16 protein-coding genes are annotated in these 16,640 nt (G+C 66.4%); 3 read left to right on the top strand and 13 right to left on the bottom strand.

Annotated features, from left to right (window positions below; all coding sequences use genetic code 11):
• Nucleotides 1-59: 59 nt before the first annotated feature.
• From pnp to rimP, 10 genes are all read right to left on the bottom strand, one after another.
• A complete protein-coding gene (gene pnp / locus LRA89_RS13530) occupies nt 60-2,393 on the bottom strand; it encodes a polyribonucleotide nucleotidyltransferase (RefSeq protein WP_230770975.1) in 2,334 nt (777 codons plus the stop codon).
• A gap of 233 nt (nt 2,394-2,626) precedes the next feature.
• A complete protein-coding gene (gene rpsO, locus LRA89_RS13525) occupies nt 2,627-2,896 on the bottom strand; it encodes a 30S ribosomal protein S15 (RefSeq protein ID WP_056493479.1) in 270 nt (89 codons plus the stop codon).
• Between the two features lie 12 nt (nt 2,897-2,908).
• Entirely contained in the window at nt 2,909-3,802 is an 894-nt protein-coding gene (truB, locus tag LRA89_RS13520; protein WP_230770973.1) for a tRNA pseudouridine(55) synthase TruB, read from the bottom strand.
• The gene (locus LRA89_RS13515) at nt 3,802-4,368 is read right to left on the bottom strand and encodes a thymidine kinase (protein ID WP_230770971.1); all 567 of its coding nucleotides are present in this window, start codon (nt 4,366-4,368) and stop codon (nt 3,802-3,804) included. The genes truB and LRA89_RS13515 overlap by 1 nt, the downstream gene beginning before the upstream one ends.
• Entirely contained in the window at nt 4,369-4,770 is a 402-nt protein-coding gene (rbfA, locus tag LRA89_RS13510; protein WP_055761908.1) for a 30S ribosome-binding factor RbfA, read from the bottom strand.
• 3 nt (nt 4,771-4,773) lie between these two features.
• The gene (locus LRA89_RS13505; RefSeq protein ID WP_230770969.1) at nt 4,774-5,343 is read right to left on the bottom strand and encodes a hypothetical protein; all 570 of its coding nucleotides are present in this window, start codon (nt 5,341-5,343) and stop codon (nt 4,774-4,776) included.
• A gap of 32 nt (nt 5,344-5,375) precedes the next feature.
• A complete protein-coding gene (gene infB / locus LRA89_RS13500; protein WP_230770967.1) occupies nt 5,376-8,273 on the bottom strand; it encodes a translation initiation factor IF-2 in 2,898 nt (965 codons plus the stop codon).
• 4 nt (nt 8,274-8,277) lie between these two features.
• Complete coding sequence (locus tag LRA89_RS13495) at nt 8,278-9,033, bottom strand: DUF448 domain-containing protein (protein ID WP_414886717.1); 756 nt, start codon at nt 9,031-9,033, stop codon at nt 8,278-8,280.
• Nucleotides 9,014-10,636, bottom strand: coding sequence for a transcription termination factor NusA (gene nusA, locus LRA89_RS13490; protein ID WP_055761902.1), 1,623 nt, complete (start codon nt 10,634-10,636; stop codon nt 9,014-9,016). The genes LRA89_RS13495 and nusA overlap by 20 nt, the downstream gene beginning before the upstream one ends.
• A 1-nt stretch (nt 10,637) precedes the next feature.
• Nucleotides 10,638-11,198 carry a ribosome maturation protein RimP gene (rimP, locus tag LRA89_RS13485; RefSeq protein ID WP_230770966.1) on the bottom strand — a complete coding sequence of 187 codons (561 nt, stop codon included), beginning with the start codon at nt 11,196-11,198 and terminating at the stop codon, nt 10,638-10,640.
• A gap of 188 nt (nt 11,199-11,386) precedes the next feature.
• On the opposite strand from rimP, the gene LRA89_RS13480 reads away from it, so the two are divergent.
• Nucleotides 11,387-12,580, top strand: coding sequence for a PQQ-dependent sugar dehydrogenase (locus LRA89_RS13480; RefSeq protein ID WP_230770964.1), 1,194 nt, complete (start codon nt 11,387-11,389; stop codon nt 12,578-12,580).
• A gap of 162 nt (nt 12,581-12,742) precedes the next feature.
• Here LRA89_RS13480 and LRA89_RS13475 read toward each other — a convergent pair whose 3' ends face one another.
• Nucleotides 12,743-13,159 (bottom strand): DUF1810 domain-containing protein, encoded by a 417-nt coding sequence (locus tag LRA89_RS13475; RefSeq protein ID WP_230770963.1) that lies wholly within the window; start codon nt 13,157-13,159, stop codon nt 12,743-12,745.
• A 105-nt stretch (nt 13,160-13,264) separates the two neighbouring features.
• Here LRA89_RS13475 and LRA89_RS13470 point away from each other — a divergent pair, with 105 nt between their 5' ends.
• Complete coding sequence (locus LRA89_RS13470) at nt 13,265-13,810, top strand: hypothetical protein (RefSeq protein WP_230770962.1); 546 nt, start codon at nt 13,265-13,267, stop codon at nt 13,808-13,810.
• A gap of 79 nt (nt 13,811-13,889) precedes the next feature.
• Here LRA89_RS13470 and ubiG read toward each other — a convergent pair whose 3' ends face one another.
• On the bottom strand, nt 13,890-14,657 hold the full coding sequence (ubiG, locus tag LRA89_RS13465; RefSeq protein ID WP_268934919.1) for a bifunctional 2-polyprenyl-6-hydroxyphenol methylase/3-demethylubiquinol 3-O-methyltransferase UbiG: 768 nt from the start codon (nt 14,655-14,657) through the stop codon (nt 13,890-13,892).
• 54 nt (nt 14,658-14,711) lie between these two features.
• Here ubiG and LRA89_RS13460 point away from each other — a divergent pair, with 54 nt between their 5' ends.
• Entirely contained in the window at nt 14,712-15,956 is a 1,245-nt protein-coding gene (locus LRA89_RS13460) for an aspartate kinase (RefSeq protein ID WP_230770960.1), read from the top strand.
• A 256-nt stretch (nt 15,957-16,212) separates the two neighbouring features.
• Here LRA89_RS13460 and LRA89_RS13455 read toward each other — a convergent pair whose 3' ends face one another.
• Nucleotides 16,213-16,629: a secondary thiamine-phosphate synthase enzyme YjbQ gene (locus LRA89_RS13455; RefSeq protein ID WP_056493571.1), complete on the bottom strand. Its 417-nt coding sequence runs from the start codon at nt 16,627-16,629 to the stop codon at nt 16,213-16,215.
• Nucleotides 16,630-16,640: the final 11 nt, after the last annotated feature.

The following is a 16,640-nucleotide window of genomic DNA, read 5'->3' as shown; positions in this document are numbered from 1 at the left end:
CAACGAAAAAGGGGAGCCTGCGTCGCCGCAGGCCCCCCTTCTTGCGTCAGGTCGACGTCTTAGTTGTCGGTGATGAACGAAGGCAGGCCGGCGTTGCCGCCGTCGTCCTTCGATTCCTCGCGACGCGGGCCACGGTCGCGGCGCGGGCCACGGTCGCCGCCGTCGCGACGCGGACCGCGATCACCGCCTTCGCGCGGGCCGCGATCGCCACCCTCGCGGGGGCCACGGTCGCCGCGCGGACCACGCTCACCGCGCTCGCGCGGTTCGCGCGCCGGGCGGCTGTCTTCCAGCTCGGCACCGGTTTCCTGATCGACGACGCGCATCGACAGGCGAACCTTGCCGCGCGGATCGACTTCGAGAACCTTGACCTTCACTTCCTGCCCTTCGGACAGGACGTCGGAAACCTTCTCAGTCCGTTCGTTGCGGATTTCGCTGACGTGGACGAGGCCGTCCTTGCCGCCCATGAAGTTCACGAACGCACCGAAATCGACGAGGTTGACGACCTTGCCGTTGTAGATCTTGCCGACCTCGGCCTCTTCAACCAGCCCCTTGATCCAGTTGATCGCGGCTTCGATCTGCGCCGGATCGGACGACGACACCTTGATGACGCCCTCGTCATCGATGTCGACTTTCGCGCCGGTGGTGGCGACGATCTCGCGGATCACCTTGCCGCCGGTGCCAATCACTTCACGGATCTTCGACTTGTCGATCGTGAAGGTTTCGATGCGCGGGGCATGCGCCGACAGCTCGCCGCGGGTTTCGCCCAGCGCCTTGGCCATTTCGCCGAGGATGTGCGCGCGGCCTTCATTGGCCTGTGCCAGCGCGACCTTCATGATCTCTTCGGTGATACCGGCGATCTTGATGTCCATCTGGAGCGAGGTGATGCCCTCGCTGGTGCCGGCGACCTTGAAGTCCATGTCGCCCAGATGATCCTCGTCACCGAGGATATCGCTGATGACGGCATAGTCCTTGCCTTCGAGGATCAGGCCCATGGCGATGCCCGACACCGGACGCTTGAGCGGCACGCCCGCGTCCATCATCGACAGCGAACCGCCGCAGACCGTCGCCATCGACGACGAGCCGTTCGACTCGGTGATGTCCGACAGGACGCGGATGGTGTAGGGAAACTCTTCCTTCGACGGCAGCACCGGGTGCAGCGCGCGCCACGCCAGCTTGCCATGGCCGACTTCGCGACGGCCCGGCGCACCGAAGCGGCCGACTTCCCCGACCGAATAGGGCGGGAAGTTGTAGTGCAGCATGAAGTTTTCATAGTGCAGGCCGTTCAGCCCGTCGATCATCTGCTCGGCGTCCTTGGTGCCGAGCGTGGTCGTGCAGATCGCCTGCGTCTCGCCGCGGGTGAACAGCGCCGAACCGTGCGCGCGCGGCAGGAAGTGGACCATCGCCTCGATCGGGCGGACCGTGCGGGTGTCGCGACCGTCGATGCGGCGGCCGTCCTTCAGGATGGCGGTGCGAACGATCTCGGCTTCGAGCTTCTTCACGAGCTTGAGCGTGCCGAGATATTGCGCCGGATCGCTTTCCTTCAGGTCGGCGAAGGCTTCGCGTGCCTTGGTGCGCGCGTCGTTGATCGCGTTCTGGCGCGCCTGCTTGTCGGTCAGCTTGTAGGCTGCGGCAAGGTCCTTGCCGATCAGCGTCTTCAGCTTCTTCTTGGCGGCCGACTGGTCGGCGACCGGGGCCAGTTCCCACGGCTCCTTGGCGGCCTGTTCGGCCAGATCGATGATGCAGTTCACGATCTTCTTCGACGCATCATGCGCGAACACGACCGCGCCGAGCATGATCTCTTCCGACAGCTCCTTGGCTTCGGATTCGACCATCATCACCGCATTGCCGGTGGCGGCGACGACGAGGTCGAGATCGCCCGCCTTCACCTGCTCCAGCGTCGGGTTCAGGACGTACTCGCCATCGACATAGCCGACGCGCGCCGCGCCGATCGGGCCCATGAACGGCACGCCCGAGATGGTCAGCGCCGCCGACGCCGCGATCATCGCGACGATGTCCGGCTCGTTCTCGCCGTCATACGACAGCACCTGACAGATCACGTTGATCTCGTTGTAGAACCCTTCCGGGAACAACGGGCGGATCGGACGGTCGATCAGGCGGCTGGTCAGCGTTTCCTTCTCGGTCGCACCGCGCTCGCGCTTGAAGAAGCCGCCGGGGATACGGCCCGCCGCCGAATATTTTTCCTGATAATGGACGGTCAGCGGGAAGAAGTCCTGCCCTTCCTTCACCGAGCGTGCGGCGGTGACCGCGCACAGCACCACGGTTTCGCCGAGCGTCGCGATGACCGCGCCGTCCGCCTGCCGCGCGACGCGGCCCGTTTCGAGGGTGAGCGTCTTGCCACCCAGGTCCATGGTGCTTTTCTTGATATCGAACATATCGTTTCCTTCGCGTCCGGCGGCCAGATGCGCGCCGGGGCAGCTTGGGTGGAACCTCCACCCCTTGGATCAGGCCGTTTCGGCCCGGTGTCCCGCATCGCCGGATTGCGGCGGGACGGCTTGGCCGGTCAACCGGTCACAAAGCCCATACCCCGTTTTCCGGGGAATCTCACGCACGGTCGTGCGACCGTGGTCATGGAAAAAGGGCGGCCCGTGGGGGCCGCCCTTGTCCGTTACTTCCGAAGGCCGAGCTTCGCGATCAGCGCGCTGTAGCGCTCCGCGTCCTTCTTCTTCAGATAGTCGAGCAGCGAACGCCGCTTGTTGACCAGCATCAGCAGACCGCGACGCGAATGATTGTCCTTCGCATGGGTCTTGAAGTGTTCGGTCAGATTCTGGATGCGCGTCGTCAGGATCGCGACCTGTACTTCAGGGCTGCCGGTATCGCCTTCGGCGCGGCCATGTTCCTGAATCAGTGCCTGACGGTTTTCGGGAGTGATCGACATCGTAGATCCTTTCTATGCGAGGTTGAAGCCGCGCACGACCCGGGTTTCCCCGGCGAGGGTTTCGACCAGCGCCACCGGTACATCGTCCAGCGTCGCAAAGCCCAGACCGTCGGCCGCAGCGAAACCGATCAAGCGAAGCCCCTGACGGAGCCGCCCTGCCTGATCGGCGTCCAGCGATAGAGCCGGGATGTCGTCCAGCCCCACCCCCAGTGGCAGGAGCGTTTCTTCAAGCGTGCGCCCCTGACCCATTTCGGCCAGTTTGTCCAGCGAAATGGCCGATTCCAGCGTGAACGGCCCGGCCTTCGTCCGGCGCAGCATCGTGACATGGCCGACGCTGCCGAGCGCGAGCGCGATGTCGCGGGCAAGGCTGCGGATATAGGTGCCCTTGGAGACATAGGCGGTAAGGGTGACGTCTTCGAGCGGATCGCCATCGGCCGCCACGATTTGCAGGTCGTGAATCGTCACCGCCCGCGTGGCGAGCACCACCTCCTCGCCCTTGCGCGCTAGGTCGTAGGCGCGTTCGCCATCGACCTTCAGCGCCGAATAGGCGGGCGGCACCTGTTCGATCGGTCCGGTGAAGCGCGCCAGCACATTCTCGATCGCGGCGCGGGTCGGGCGGACCGGCGATTCGGCGATCACCTTGCCCTCCAGATCCAGCGTATCGGTCTGCGATCCGAAGCGGATCGTGAAGTCGTAGGTCTTGGACGCATCGAGCATCCGCCCAGCCAGCTTCGTCGCTTCGCCGACCGCGACCGGCAGCACGCCCGAGGCTAGCGGATCGAGCGTGCCGCCGTGGCCCACCTTGTACTTGCCATAGCCGCCATGGCGCAGCGCGCGCTTGACCGCCGAGACGACCTGCGTCGAGCCCGGGCCCACCGGCTTGTCGATGATGATCCAGCCGTGCATCAGTCCCGCATCGCCTCGCAAAAATGACGGCGGCACAGCGCCACATAGCGGTCGTTGCCGCCGATCTCGGTTTGCTGCCCTTCACGGACCGCGTGGCCGGTCGCATCGACGCGCAGGTTCATCGTCGCCTTGCGTCCGCAGTCGCACACCGATTTCAGTTCGACCAGCGCATCGGCGATCGCCAGCAACCGCGCCGATCCGGGGAACAACTGTCCAAGAAAGTCGGTACGCAGGCCATAGGCGAGCACCGGCACGTTCAGATCGTCGGCCACCGCCGCCAGTTGATCAACTTGAGCACCGGTCAGGAACTGCGCCTCGTCGATCAGCACGCAATCGACCGGCGTTTCACTGAGCGCGGCGAACAGGTCGCTCGCGGTATCGAACGGGATGGCGGGGGCCGACAGGCCGATGCGCGAGCCGATGACGCCCATCCCCTCGCGCGTGTCGATCGCGGCGGTAAACAGCATCGTCGTCAACCCGCGTTCGCGATAGTTGAAGTCGGCTTGCAGCAGCGTGGTCGATTTGCCCGCGTTCATCGACGCATAATAGAAGTAAAGCTTGGCCACTCAGTCCTCTGCGTCGCCCGGTTCCAGATCGCGCGCGACCTTGGGATCGCGCAGCAATTGGTCGATGCGACCGCCTTCGTCGAAGCTTTCGTCGATCAGGAACTTGAGCTTGGCGGCATATTTCAGGTTCACCCGCCGCGCGACCTCCGACTGGAGATAGGCGGTGTTGGTGCGCAGCGCCTTCAGCACGACGCCCTCATCCTTGCCGAGAAACGGTTTCACGAACACCGTCGCATGGCGCAGATCGGGCGACATGCGCACTTCGGTGACGGAGACGAAGTGTTTTTCGAGCACGTCGTCATGCACATCGCCCCGCGCGAGAATTTCTGCGAGGATGTGGCGGACCTGTTCGCCGACGCGCAACAAGCGGACGGAGCGGGTTTCGGGGGTGGTGTCTGACATGGCTCAACCGAATTGACAGTGGAACCAGTGACTGTCGAGTCGCTGGCACCAGATGGTGGTGCTGCCGAACATGGCGGCAATATCGCGCCCGACCGGTCCGCCGTTCCAGCCGCGCGCGGCGGTCAGGCGATCGGTCGGATCATGAACGATCCCCGCCCAGTGCGCCGAAGGATCACCGATGGTGCGGAAGGCGGTCCGGTTGCCATCGCGGTCGACCGCAACAGCGCCGGGAGGTAATTCGCCGCCCGCAAGCGCCGCATCGAAGGCCGGGCCATGCGAGCGAAGCGACCACCACGACGGTGCGACATGCGACCAGTAGAGCACCCGCCCGCCGGCAAAGCCCGCGAAGGGGACCGCGACGACCGGTAACAGGACCAGCAGCAACGCCGGAATGCCGATTCCGCGCCAGCGCCAGCCGGTCCGCACGCCATCGAGGGCCAGCAGGAGCCAGCAACCGCCGAGCAGACCGACCGCGACGAGCATCGCTCGGCCACCGAACAGATTGGCGACGAACAATGCCGCCGCCCCGCCGACCACCCAGACGCCGCACCAGCGGAGCCTGGGCCAGAGCATGGCGGCAAGGGTCGCCCCCTGCCGCCCTTCACTCACAGCGTACGGTCGCGCAGTTCGACTTCATAGGTTTCGAGGTAGTCGCCCGCCTTGATGTCGGTGAAGTTCTGCGTGAACGTGACACCGCATTCGAGCCCTGCGCGCACTTCGGGGACATCGTCCTTGAAGCGACGCAGCGATGCGATTTCACCCTGATAGATGATGACATCGTTGCGCGTGATGCGTGCCTTGAGCGCCTTGCGGATGATCCCTTCGACGACCAGCAGACCGGCGGCCCGACCATGTTTGCCCGCCGAGAAGACCTCGCGGATTTCGGCGCGGCCGACGACCGTCTCGAACGCTTCCGGCCCGAGCGTACCCGCCATGCCCGCACGAATCTCGTCGGTCAGCGTGTAAATGACGTCGTAATATTTGAACGCCACCTTGTTCCGCTCGGCGATCTCGCGCGCCTTGGCGTTGGGACGGGTGTTGAAGCCGATGATCGGCGCCCCCGATGCCGCTGCCAGCGTCACGTCGCTCTCGGTGATGCCGCCGACGCCCGAATGCAGGATGCGCACCCGAATATCGTCGGTCGAGATCTTGTTGAGCGCCCCGACGATCGCTTCGACCGACCCCTGGGTATCGGCCTTGACCACCAGCGGATATTCGATCGCCTGCTTCGACTTGAGCGCCGAGAACATGCTCTCGAGGCTGGCCGGCGCCTGGGTGGTGCGCTTGTGGAGCAGCACGCCCTGACGATATTCGGCGACCTCGCGGGCACGCGCCTCGCTCTCGACCACCTGCAGCGGATCGCCCGCCATCGGCACGCCCGACATGCCCAGCACCTCGACCGGAGTCGACGGACCGGCTTCCTTCACCTGACGGCCCTTGTCGTCGATCAGCGCACGGACCTTGCCGCTTTCCGCGCCGCAGACGAACACGTCGCCGACCCGCAGCGTGCCGCGCCGGACCAGCACGGTCGCCACCGGACCACGGCCCTTGTCGAGCTTCGCCTCGATCACGCTGGCTTCCGCCGGGCGATCGGGGTTGGCCTGCAACTCGAGCAGTTCGGCCTGGAGCTGGATCTTCTCGATCAGTTGCTCGAGGCCGGTCTTCTTGAGCGCCGAGACTTCGACGTCCTGCGTCTCGCCGCCCATTTCCTCGACCTGCACGTCATGTTCGAGCAGGCGTTCGCGGATGCGCTGCGGGTTCGCCTCGTGCTTGTCGACCTTGTTGATCGCGACGATCATCGGCTTGCCGGCGGCGCGGGTGTGATGGATCGCCTCGATCGTCTGCGGCATCAGCCCGTCGTCGGCGGCGACCGCGAGGATCACGATGTCGGTCACGTCGGCACCGCGCGCGCGCATTTCGCTGAACGCTTCGTGGCCAGGCGTGTCGAGGAAGGTGATCCGCGACTTGTCCTTCATCGTCACCTGATAGGCGCCGATATGCTGGGTGATGCCGCCGGCTTCGCCGCGTACCACGTCGGTGCCGCGCAGCGCGTCGAGCAGCGAGGTCTTGCCGTGGTCGACATGGCCCATGATCGTCACGACCGGCGGACGCGACTGAAGCGTTTCGGCCAGATCCTCGGTCGTGTCGAGCGCCAGGTCGACATCGGCATCGCTCACGCGAACGATGTTGTGGCCGAATTCGGTGACGAGCAGTTCGGCGGTGTCCTGATCGATCGTCTGCGTCATCGTGACGGGCGAACCCATCTTGAAGAGCGTCTTGACCAGATCGGCACCCTTTTCGGCCATGCGGTTGGCGAGTTCCTGCACCGTGATCGTTTCAGGCACCTGAACGTCGCGAACCTGCTTGATCTGCGGTTCACGCGGACCACCGAAGCCACGCTTCTCCTTTTCACGGGCACGCTTGAGCGCGGCGAGGCTGCGCGAGCGCGCACCGTCGTCGCCCAGCGCGCGGGTAACGGTGAGCTTGCCCGACTGGCGGCGATCGTCGCCCTTGCGGTCGCGCGACGGCGCGGGCCGTGCCGGTTCGTTGCGACGCGGGGTCGCCTGACCGGTGCCCGACGGAGCGGAACGCAGCGCGGTCGCGCCGGCCGCGGCAGGGCGTGCCGGAGTAGCGGCCGTGGCAGCAGCAGCCTGAGCAGGCGCGGGGGCCGGCTCGGGCTTGGGCTGCGGCTTGGGAATCTCCGGGCGCTGCACCGGGGTGAAGCGGCGCGGGGCCGGCCGATTGGGGTCGGCGGTCAGAACGATCGGCTGCGGGGCCGGCGCGGGAGCCGGACGCGGCGGGGCAGCGCGCAGCGGAGCCTGGGCAGGCTTCGCTGCGACCGGGGCAGGTGCCGGGGCCGGCGCAGGCGTGGGGGCCGGGGCAGGTGCGGGAGTTTCCGCGACCGGAGCAGGTGCAGGGGTTTCCACGACCGGTGCCGGTGCCGGTGTCGGCGCAGGCGTCGATACGGGTGCCGAAGTCGGCTCTGCAACCGGAACAGGCGCGGGCGCTGGTTCCGGGGCGGGCGCGGGTGCAGCTTCCGGCTCGGGTGCGGGTGCAGGTTCGGCCTTGGGCTCGGCGGCGGCACGCGCCTTTTCCTCGACGCGCAGGCGTTCGGTTTCCACCGCTTCGCGGGCGATCCGCTCGTCGCGACGCCGATGTTCCTCGGCGGCGTTCATGCGGGCTTCCTCCGCCTCGCGCAGCAGCTTGGCCTGCAGCTCGTGGCGCGAAAGGCCGGCGTTGCTCGCCGCCGGGCGGGGCGGCGGTGCGACCGGTGCCGGACGCGCCGTGGCGGCGACGGCCGGAGTCGGGGCGGGGGCAGCCTGTTCGGCACCCTGTTCCTCACCCGGGCGGCGGAGTTCGCGGCGGCGCTTCACCTCCACGACCACCGTGTTGGAGCGGCCATGGCTGAAGCTCTGCTTCACCTTGCCGGTCTCAACGGTGCGCTTGACGCCGAGCGGCTGACGGGTGCCCAGCTTCGGCTTGTCGTTGTCGATGTCGCTCATCCGGTTACTCAGGTTCCTGCTTCAATTGGTCGAGGCCAATATGGCCGGCATCAGAAATGCCGGCAGATTGCGCCGTCGATGCGCCCTGCGAAACGCTTTCGCAAGGCGTAGGGATAGGTTCGGGTCCGATAAAGTGCAGCCAGCGGGACAGCGCGTCATTGGCTCGCTGTGCCGCCCGTGCGTCGGTCAGGCCGACATGTACCACATTTTCGCGCCCAAGCGCCAACGACAATATGGTGCGCGTGACCGGCAATGCCAATCCCCTGCGACCAGAACCTTCGTCGTCGGTGCCGACACGCCATGCCTGCGCCAGTTTGCCGGCACCATCGGCGGCGGCATCGGACGCATGATACAGCGCATGGAGCTTGCCTTGGCGCGCCGCCTTGTCGATCGCGGTGCCGCCGACCACGACGAAGCCGGACTTGGCCTCCAGCCCCAGCCGGTCGAGCGCGTGGCGCCGCAGCGCCTCCTCGATCCGTTCAGGCAGGTCGTCGGGAATCGTCAGCGCCGCGCCCTTGAACGCGCGCGCCAGGCTCCCACGCAACCGCCCCTTGGCGATCGCGGTTTCCAGCGTCTTGCGATCCACGCCGATCCACGCACCACGCCCGGGGGCCTTGGCACGCACATCGGGCAGTACATCGCCGTCAGGCGACAGGGCGAGTCGCACCAGCCCGTCGCGTGAGCCATGCTCGCGCGACAGGATACAGCTACGCTCGGGGCCTTCGGTCAGCCGCGCGGTATCATTGTTCGGAGTCCGCAACTGCGTCCTCCGAAGTCTCGGCCGGGGCGGCGTCATCGGCGAACCAATGCGCGCGTGCGGCCATGATGATCTCGTTACCCTGTTCGTCGCTCAGGCCATATTCGGCGAGAATGCCGCCCTTCGGCGCCTCGCGCTTCGGCGCATCGTCACCACGACGGCGCGGTTCGGCCTTCTTCTTCTCGACCAGTTCGTCGGTCGCGAGATCGGCGAGGTCGTCGAGCGTCTTGATGCCCGCCTTGCCGAGCGTGACCAGCATCGCTTCGGTCAGATACGGCAGCTCCGCCAGATCGTCCTCGACGCCGAGGGTGGTGCGCTCCTCGCGGGCGGCCTGTTCGCGGCGTTCGATCGCTTCCTGCGCCCGGCTTTGCAGCTCCTGCGCGAGATCCTCGTCGAAGCCCTCGATGCCGGCCAGTTCCTCGATCTCGACATAGGCGACTTCTTCCAGTTCGCCGAAGCCTTCGGCGACCAGAAGCTGCGCCAGCGTCTCGTCGACGTCCAGTTCGCGCTCGAACATGCCCGAGCGTTCGATGAATTCCTTCTGGCGCTTCTCCGACGCATCGGCCTCGGTCAGAATGTCGATCGCCTTGCCGGTCAACTGGCTGGCGAGACGCACGTTCTGGCCGCGACGGCCGATGGCGAGGCTGAGCTGATCGTCGGGGACGACGACCTCGATCCGGTCCTCTTCCTCGTCGAGCACCACGCGCGCGACGTTGGCGGGCTGAAGCGCGTTGACGACGAACGTCGCGGTGTCGGGCGACCACGGGATGATGTCGATCTTCTCACCCTGCATCTCCTGCACGACGGCCTGCACGCGGCTGCCCTTCATGCCGACGCAGGCACCGACCGGATCGATCGAGCCGTCGTGGCTGATGACGCCGATCTTGGCGCGCGAGCCGGGATCGCGTGCCGCAGCCTTGATCTCGATGATGCCGTCGTAGATTTCGGGGACTTCCTGCGCGAACAGCTTCTTCATGAAGTCGGGGTGCGCGCGGGACAGGAAGATCTGCGGCCCGCGATTCTCGCGGCGCACGTTCAGGATCAGCGAGCGGACGCGATCCCCGACGCGGACCGCTTCGCGCGGAATCTGCTGGTCGCGGCGGATGACGCCTTCAGCACGGCCGAGATCGACGACGACGTGACCAAATTCGACGCGCTTGACGACGCCGGTGATGATCTCGCTCTGGCGGTCCTTAAACTCCTCGAACTGGCGTTCGCGTTCGGCGTCGCGGACTTTTTGCAGGATGACCTGCTTCGATGCCTGCGCCTGGATGCGACCGAATTCGATCGGGGGCAGCGGATCGACGATATAGTCGCCGAGCACGGCACCCTTTTGCAGCTTCTGCGCGTCGGCGACGCCGATCTGCTTGAAGTGATCGTCGACCAACTCGACGACTTCGAGCACGCGCCACAGGCGCAGGTCGCCGGTCGTCGCGTCAAGCTTGGCGCGGATGTCGTTCTCGGAACCGTAGCGGGTCTTGGCGGCGCGCTGGATCGCGTCCTCCATCGCCTCGATCACGATGCCCTTGTCGATCATCTTTTCGGAAGCGACCGAATTCGCGATCGCGATCAGTTCCGCGCGATTGGCGGTGACGGCGGTGGCCATGTCAGTTCAGTCCTTCTTGATCGGCCGCATCGTCGTCGGCCGGTTCGTCTTCATATTCCTCGGCACCGTCGACAGAGAGCGGGGCCGTCGCCTTCAGCAGCGCGTCGGTGATGACGAGCTTGGCATCGATGATAGCGGCGAAGGGCACGGTCATCGTCTTGTGCTTGCGCACGTCGATCGTGATGTTGTCGCCCTCGGTGCCGATCAGGATGCCGGTCAATTGCTTGCGACTGTCGATCGGCGCGTCGAGCGTCACACGCGCCTCGAATCCCTTCCAGTCGTCGAAATCGGCGAGGCGCGTCAGCGGGCGGTCGATGCCGGGCGACGATACCTCCAGCCGGTACGCTTCCTCGATCGGGTCGTTCTCGTCCATCAGGTCCGAGATGCGGCGCGAGAGTTCGGCGCAATCGTCGATCGTGAGCTGGCGGGTATCGGGCCGCTCGGCCATCACCTGCAGCGTCGGGTCGGACTTGCCGCCGAACATCTTGATGCGCACGAGGGCGAAGCCCAACGCCTTCGCCTCCGGTTCGATCAGTCGCGTCAGTTCGGCGATATTCGCCATGCCGTCTCCACAGGTTACGTCGCTTCGCTGCCGGTCCCTGATGGAACCGGCCCCGGCACGTTGACGATGTCGAGGAAGCAACCGGCATATAGGTAAAATCGCATGTCCCGGCAAGAGGGAACGGGAGCATGCCGCAACCCCGTGCGTTGGCCGGTTATCCTGTCGATACCGTCGCATGAGGGCCGCCAATGTCTCCGTTCCGTTCGCTGATTCCCGCCATCGCGTTGCTCGCGGCCTGTAATTCCGGCGGCGAACTGGAGGCGCAGCCGGGGCCGGCCAGCCCCGCCCCCGCCGCGACGACCGTGCCCGCCCCGGCCCCGACGCAGGCAGGCAAGCCGTTCGTGGTTCAGCCCGTCGCCGATCTCGAATCGCCATGGGCACTGGCATTCCTGCCCGACGGCCGCATCCTCGTGACCGAAAAGGCCGGACAGATGCTGCTGCTGAGCGCCGATGGCCGGCAGCGACAGGTGGTGGCGACGATTCCGGTCGATTCGGCGGGGCAGGGCGGGTTGATGGACGTGGTGCCGGCACCCGACTTCGCGACCAGCGGCCGGGTGTATTTCAGCTATTCGACCGCGGGCGACGGCGGCAAGGGCGTGGTGCTGGCACGCGGGCGGCTGCGCGCGGCCGAGGGTGGCAATGGCGGCGAGATGCGGCTGGGCGAGATCGAGGCGCTGTTCCGCGCCACGCCGTTCGTCAGCGGCGACGGCCATTATTCAGGGCGGATCGCGTTTGCGCCCGATGGCCGGCATCTGTTCTTCACCAATGGCGAGCGGCAGAAGTTCGATCCGGCGCAGGACCCCAAGGCGACGCTCGGCAAGGTGCTGCGCCTGACGCTGGACGGAAAGCCGGCGGGCGACCCCGGCCTCACTGCGCGGGGATTCCACCCGGCGGTGTGGTCGTACGGCCACCGCAACCTGCTGGGGCTGGCGTTCGACGCACAGGGCAATCTGTGGGAACAGGAGATGGGGCCGAAGGGCGGCGACGAGGTCAACCTGATCGTCGCGGGCAAGAACTATGGCTATCCGCTGGTGTCGGACGGCGATCATTACGATGGCCGGCCGATCCCGCGCCATGCGACACGCCCCGATCTGGAAGCGCCCAAGGTAAGCTGGAACCCGGTAATCTCGCCGGGTGGCCTGATCGTCTATTCGGGGGCGATGTTTCCCCAGTGGCGTGGCGACCTGTTCATCGGTGGCCTGTCGAGCAAGGCGCTGATTCGCGTCGACGTGAACGGCACCAGCGCGACCAAGGGCGATCAGTGGGACATGGGCGCGCGCATCCGCGACGTCGAACAGGGGCCGGACGGCGCGATCTGGGTGATTGAGGACGGCGCGCAAGGATCGCAGGGCCGGTTGCTGAAACTCACCGCGCCGCGCTGATCCCGCGTCGCCGGGCGCTGGGAGTCGGCCAGCGTTTGATCCACCTGCATTTGACGTCGCCCCAGCGAAGGCTGGGGCCTCTCGTGGCGCTTGTCGCACGCCAGTCCCGGGAGATCCCAGCCTTCGCTGGGATGACGTTTGTTTCAGGGTGGAAGAATCACGCTACCGCAGCATCTCCAGCGTCTGTTCGTCGCGTTCGCCGTCGTAGAAGGCGTCGAGGACGTCGCCGAACGGCGTGTCGTCCCCGGCCACCACCTCGAACAACGTCATCGACGAGCGTAGCTTTATCGCGTCGACGTTGCCGAGGATACGGTCGATGTCGCGGCCGTCGTGCGCCAGCAGCGCCTGCGCCGCTTGCCTTAGTCGCGGGCCGAGGACGGGATGCGCGAGATACGCCTTCGCCTCCTCCATATCGGCGATGCCGTAGCGCTGCGCCATGGTGCTGAAGCCCAGCCCGCGCAGTTGCGGCAGGACGAACCACATCCAGTGGCCACGTTTCTCGCCCTCGACCAGTTCGGCCAGCGCTTGGTCCCAGGTCGCGCGCTGCGCTTCCACGAATCGGTCGAGCGGATCGGTCATGTCGTCATCCTATCGGGTGAGACGCCACGCACAATCCATCGCTTGATTTCAGGCCATGCTGTTGTCTAGCCTTGTCAGACAAACAAATATCCTTGGGAGGGGACTATGCGATACCTGCAAGCCGTGGCCGTCGTGGCCGCGATGGTCGCCGTGCCGGTGGTGGCACAGAGCGCCGACGATTTCGCCGCAAAGGTCATCAACGCGCCATTGCCCGCCAGCCTGAGCGTCTATGGTCTTGGCAGTCCGCCGCCGGTGGTGCGGGTGAAGGGCGTCGACGGGGGCAAGGCGATGCGGGTCGTGATTCCCGCCGCCGACAAGGACCCGTGGAAAATCTCGCTGTCCTCCGCCACGACCCAGCCGGTGAACAAGGGCGACCGACTCGTCCTTGCGTTCCATGCGCGGGCGACCGGCATGGCGGCGGGCACCAAGGCGCGGATCGCCAATGCCTCGGTGCAGTTGGCCAAGGCTCCCTATACCGGCCTGTTCGGCCAGCCGGTCGAGGTCGGCGACCAGTTCGAATTCCTGCAGGTGGCGGGCAAGGCCGACCGCGATTATGCTGCAGGCGAGCTGTCGGCCTCGCTGCAACTGGCGACGGGCAAGCAGACGTTCGAATTCGGTCCGCTGTTCATCATCAACCTCGACCGGAAGTGAGTGTCATGGGCTGATCCAGCCGACCCGCAAACGTCATCCCAGCCTGCGCTGGGGTGACGTCCGTTTCGATCGGGATAGGTCAGTCCCGCGTCGCGGTGAGGAAATAGTCGAGCGCGGTGTTGTCGGACAGGGTGAAGCCGCGCGTCGGCGAGAAGGCGAGGCCGGCGGGCGGCGAGACGGTCAGCCCGGCCTCGCGCAGATGCGCGGTCAGTTCGTCGGGGGTGAGGAAGCGTTGCCAGTCGTGGGTGCCGCGCGGAATCATCCCCACCCCTTCGGCCAGCGTAATCATCGCGAGCCGCGACAACGCGGTGCGGTTGGGCGTGGAGACGACGAGCAACCCGCCCGGCGCAATCGCCTTGGCCAGTCCCGCCACGAAGGCGGCGGGATCGGCGACATGTTCGATCACCTCCAGCGAGGTAACGAGATCGAAGGTACGCCCGGCGATCGCCTCGACGCCGCCTGCCAGATATTCGATCGGCAGCCCCATCGCGGCCGCATGCGCCGCCGCCGCGCCGATATTCTCGGGCGCGGCATCGACTCCGGTAACGGTCGCGCCCAGCCGGGCGAGCGGTTCGGCGAGCAGCCCCGCACCGCAGCCGACGTCGAGCGCGCTCCGGCCGGCAAGCGGGGTGAAGCCCGCGCCGTCGCCCGCCCAATGCGCGTCGACCGCCGCGCGCACGAAGCCGAGGCGGACCGGGTTCAGCCGGTGGAGCATCGCCGAACTGCCCTTCGGGTCCCACCATTGCGCCGCCATCGCGCCGAAATGGGCCGCTTCGCGTGCCACGACGCTTGATTGCGCGGGAACGGCTTTAGGCGCGTCAAAGATTGCGTTGCTTGCGTTCGTCATGGGCACCTCCTATCAGCCGCCGCCATTCCCCCCAAGGATGAATGGCAGACACGCATGGCGCGGATCGTGATGAAGTTCGGTGGCACCTCGATGGCGGGGATCGAACGTATTCGCAACGTCGCCGCCCGCGTGAAGCGCGAGGTCGAGGCCGGCAACGAGGTCGCGGTCGTCGTGTCGGCGATGGCGGGCGAGACCGACCGGCTGGTCGGCTTCTGCCGCGAAGCCTCGCCGCTGTACGATCCGCGCGAATATGACGCGGTCGTCTCGTCGGGCGAGCAGGTGACGAGCGGGCTGCTCGCCATCGCGCTGCAGGCGATCGGCGTGCCGGCGCGCTCGTGGCTCGGCTGGCAGTTGCCGATCGGCACGTCGGACGCGCATGCCACCGCGCGGATCGAATCGGTCGACACCACCGCGCTCGACCGGAGCCTGTCGGCGGGCGAGGTCGCGGTGATCCCGGGTTTCCAGGGCGTGAGCGAGGCGGGCCGGATCACCACGCTGGGGCGCGGCGGATCGGACACGTCGGCGGTGGCGATGGCGGCGGCGATGCAGGCCGACCGCTGCGACATCTACACCGACGTCGACGGCGTCTATACCACCGACCCGCGCATCGTGCCGCGCGCGCGCAAGCTGGCGCGGGTGACGTATGAGGAAATGCTCGAACTGGCGTCGGTCGGCGCCAAGGTACTCCAGACCCGCTCGGTCGGGCTGGCGATGAAGGAAAAGGTCCGCGTGCGCGTGCTGTCGTCGTTCGACGACAGCCGCGACGAGGACGGCTATCGTGGAACGCTGATCGTCGGCGAAGAGGAAGTGACGGACATGGAACGGCAGCTCATCACCGGTATCGCCCACGACAAGAACGAGGCGAAGATCACGCTGGTGGCGGTCCCCGACCGGCCCGGCGCGGTCGCCTCGATCTTCGCGCCGCTGGCCGATGCCGGCATCAACGTCGACATGATCGTCCAGAACATCGCCCATTCGGCGGGATCGACCGACGTGACCTTCACCGTGCCCGCCGCCGAACTGGCCCGCGCGCTCGACACGCTGGACAAGGCGAGCGGCGACATCGGCTATGGCAAGGTGCTGCACGACACGCGCGTCGCCAAGATCTCGGTCGTGGGCGTGGGCATGCGCAGCCATGCCGGCGTCGCCTCGACGATGTTTACGACGCTGGGCGAGCGCGGCATCAACATCCAGGCGATCACCACCTCGGAGATCAAGGTCAGCGTGCTGATCGAGGAGGATTATACCGAACTGGCGGTGCGCGTCCTCCACACCGCCTACGGGCTGGATGCCGAGTAGAGGGCGGAGATGAGCAAGCCTAAAGTCCTTATACCATGCGACATTTGCGGCTCGGCGACTGAAGCCGGCGGAGGTCGGTGGACCGGTCGAAAAATCTCCGGTTATGGATTTTGGGCCTGCGACAGATGCGACGCCATGAACCACGATGGCTGGAGTCCGATGTTCGAGCACCGGGTCATCGAGTATGCAAAATCTAATGGCGTTGCTTTGCCAACTCGGAACTCGAACGGTCTGCTACCACATCATTTCGCGGTAATCACTCTCCGATAAGATGCACCGCCACACGCCGGCGGTGGGCGGCGCGGCGGTGTTCGAACAGGTAGATGCCCTGCCACGTGCCCAGCACCGGACGGTGGCCGATCACCGGAATCGACAGCGACACGTCGGTCAGCGCGGTGCGCAGGTGGGCGGGCATGTCGTCCGGCCCTTCCTCACTATGGGCATAGCGGTCGCTTTCGGGGGCGATGTGGCGGAAATAGCGTTCGAGGTCGTCGCGCGCCGCCTCGCTCGCATTTTCCTGCACCAGCAGCGAGGCCGAGGTGTGGCGGCAGAACAGCGTCAGCAGCCCGCTGGCGATGCCGGTTGCCTCGATCCAGTGGCGGACCTGGCCGGTGATGAGCACCAGCCCCTGTCCGTTGGTCGTTACCACCAGCTCGCCATGTTCCTGTCGTATCATCGCGCCTG

The organism is Sphingomonas sp. Leaf4 (genome assembly GCF_920939515.1).
Taxonomy (GTDB): Bacteria; Pseudomonadota; Alphaproteobacteria; order Sphingomonadales; family Sphingomonadaceae; genus Sphingomonas.
The sequence above is the reverse complement of the archived record's forward strand: the minus strand, read 5'-3'. Positions and strand labels throughout refer to the sequence as shown.

Coding starts and splice junctions, on each gene's coding strand:
- ubiG (WP_268934919.1), bottom strand. CDS start 14,657: ATGACGAACGCAAGCAACGCAATCTTTGACGCGCCTAAAGCCGTTCCC.
- LRA89_RS13505 (WP_230770969.1), bottom strand. CDS start 5,343: ATGCTCTGGCCCAGGCTCCGCTGGTGCGGCGTCTGGGTGGTCGGCGGG.
- rpsO (WP_056493479.1), bottom strand. CDS start 2,896: ATGTCGATCACTCCCGAAAACCGTCAGGCACTGATTCAGGAACATGGC.
- truB (WP_230770973.1), bottom strand. CDS start 3,802: ATGCACGGCTGGATCATCATCGACAAGCCGGTGGGCCCGGGCTCGACG.
- LRA89_RS13480 (WP_230770964.1), top strand. CDS start 11,387: ATGTCTCCGTTCCGTTCGCTGATTCCCGCCATCGCGTTGCTCGCGGCC.
- pnp (WP_230770975.1), bottom strand. CDS start 2,393: ATGTTCGATATCAAGAAAAGCACCATGGACCTGGGTGGCAAGACGCTC.
- LRA89_RS13470 (WP_230770962.1), top strand. CDS start 13,265: ATGCGATACCTGCAAGCCGTGGCCGTCGTGGCCGCGATGGTCGCCGTG.
- nusA (WP_055761902.1), bottom strand. CDS start 10,636: ATGGCCACCGCCGTCACCGCCAATCGCGCGGAACTGATCGCGATCGCG.
- LRA89_RS13475 (WP_230770963.1), bottom strand. CDS start 13,159: ATGACCGATCCGCTCGACCGATTCGTGGAAGCGCAGCGCGCGACCTGG.
- rimP (WP_230770966.1), bottom strand. CDS start 11,198: ATGGCGAATATCGCCGAACTGACGCGACTGATCGAACCGGAGGCGAAG.
- LRA89_RS13460 (WP_230770960.1), top strand. CDS start 14,712: ATGGCGCGGATCGTGATGAAGTTCGGTGGCACCTCGATGGCGGGGATC.
- rbfA (WP_055761908.1), bottom strand. CDS start 4,770: ATGTCAGACACCACCCCCGAAACCCGCTCCGTCCGCTTGTTGCGCGTC.
- infB (WP_230770967.1), bottom strand. CDS start 8,273: ATGAGCGACATCGACAACGACAAGCCGAAGCTGGGCACCCGTCAGCCG.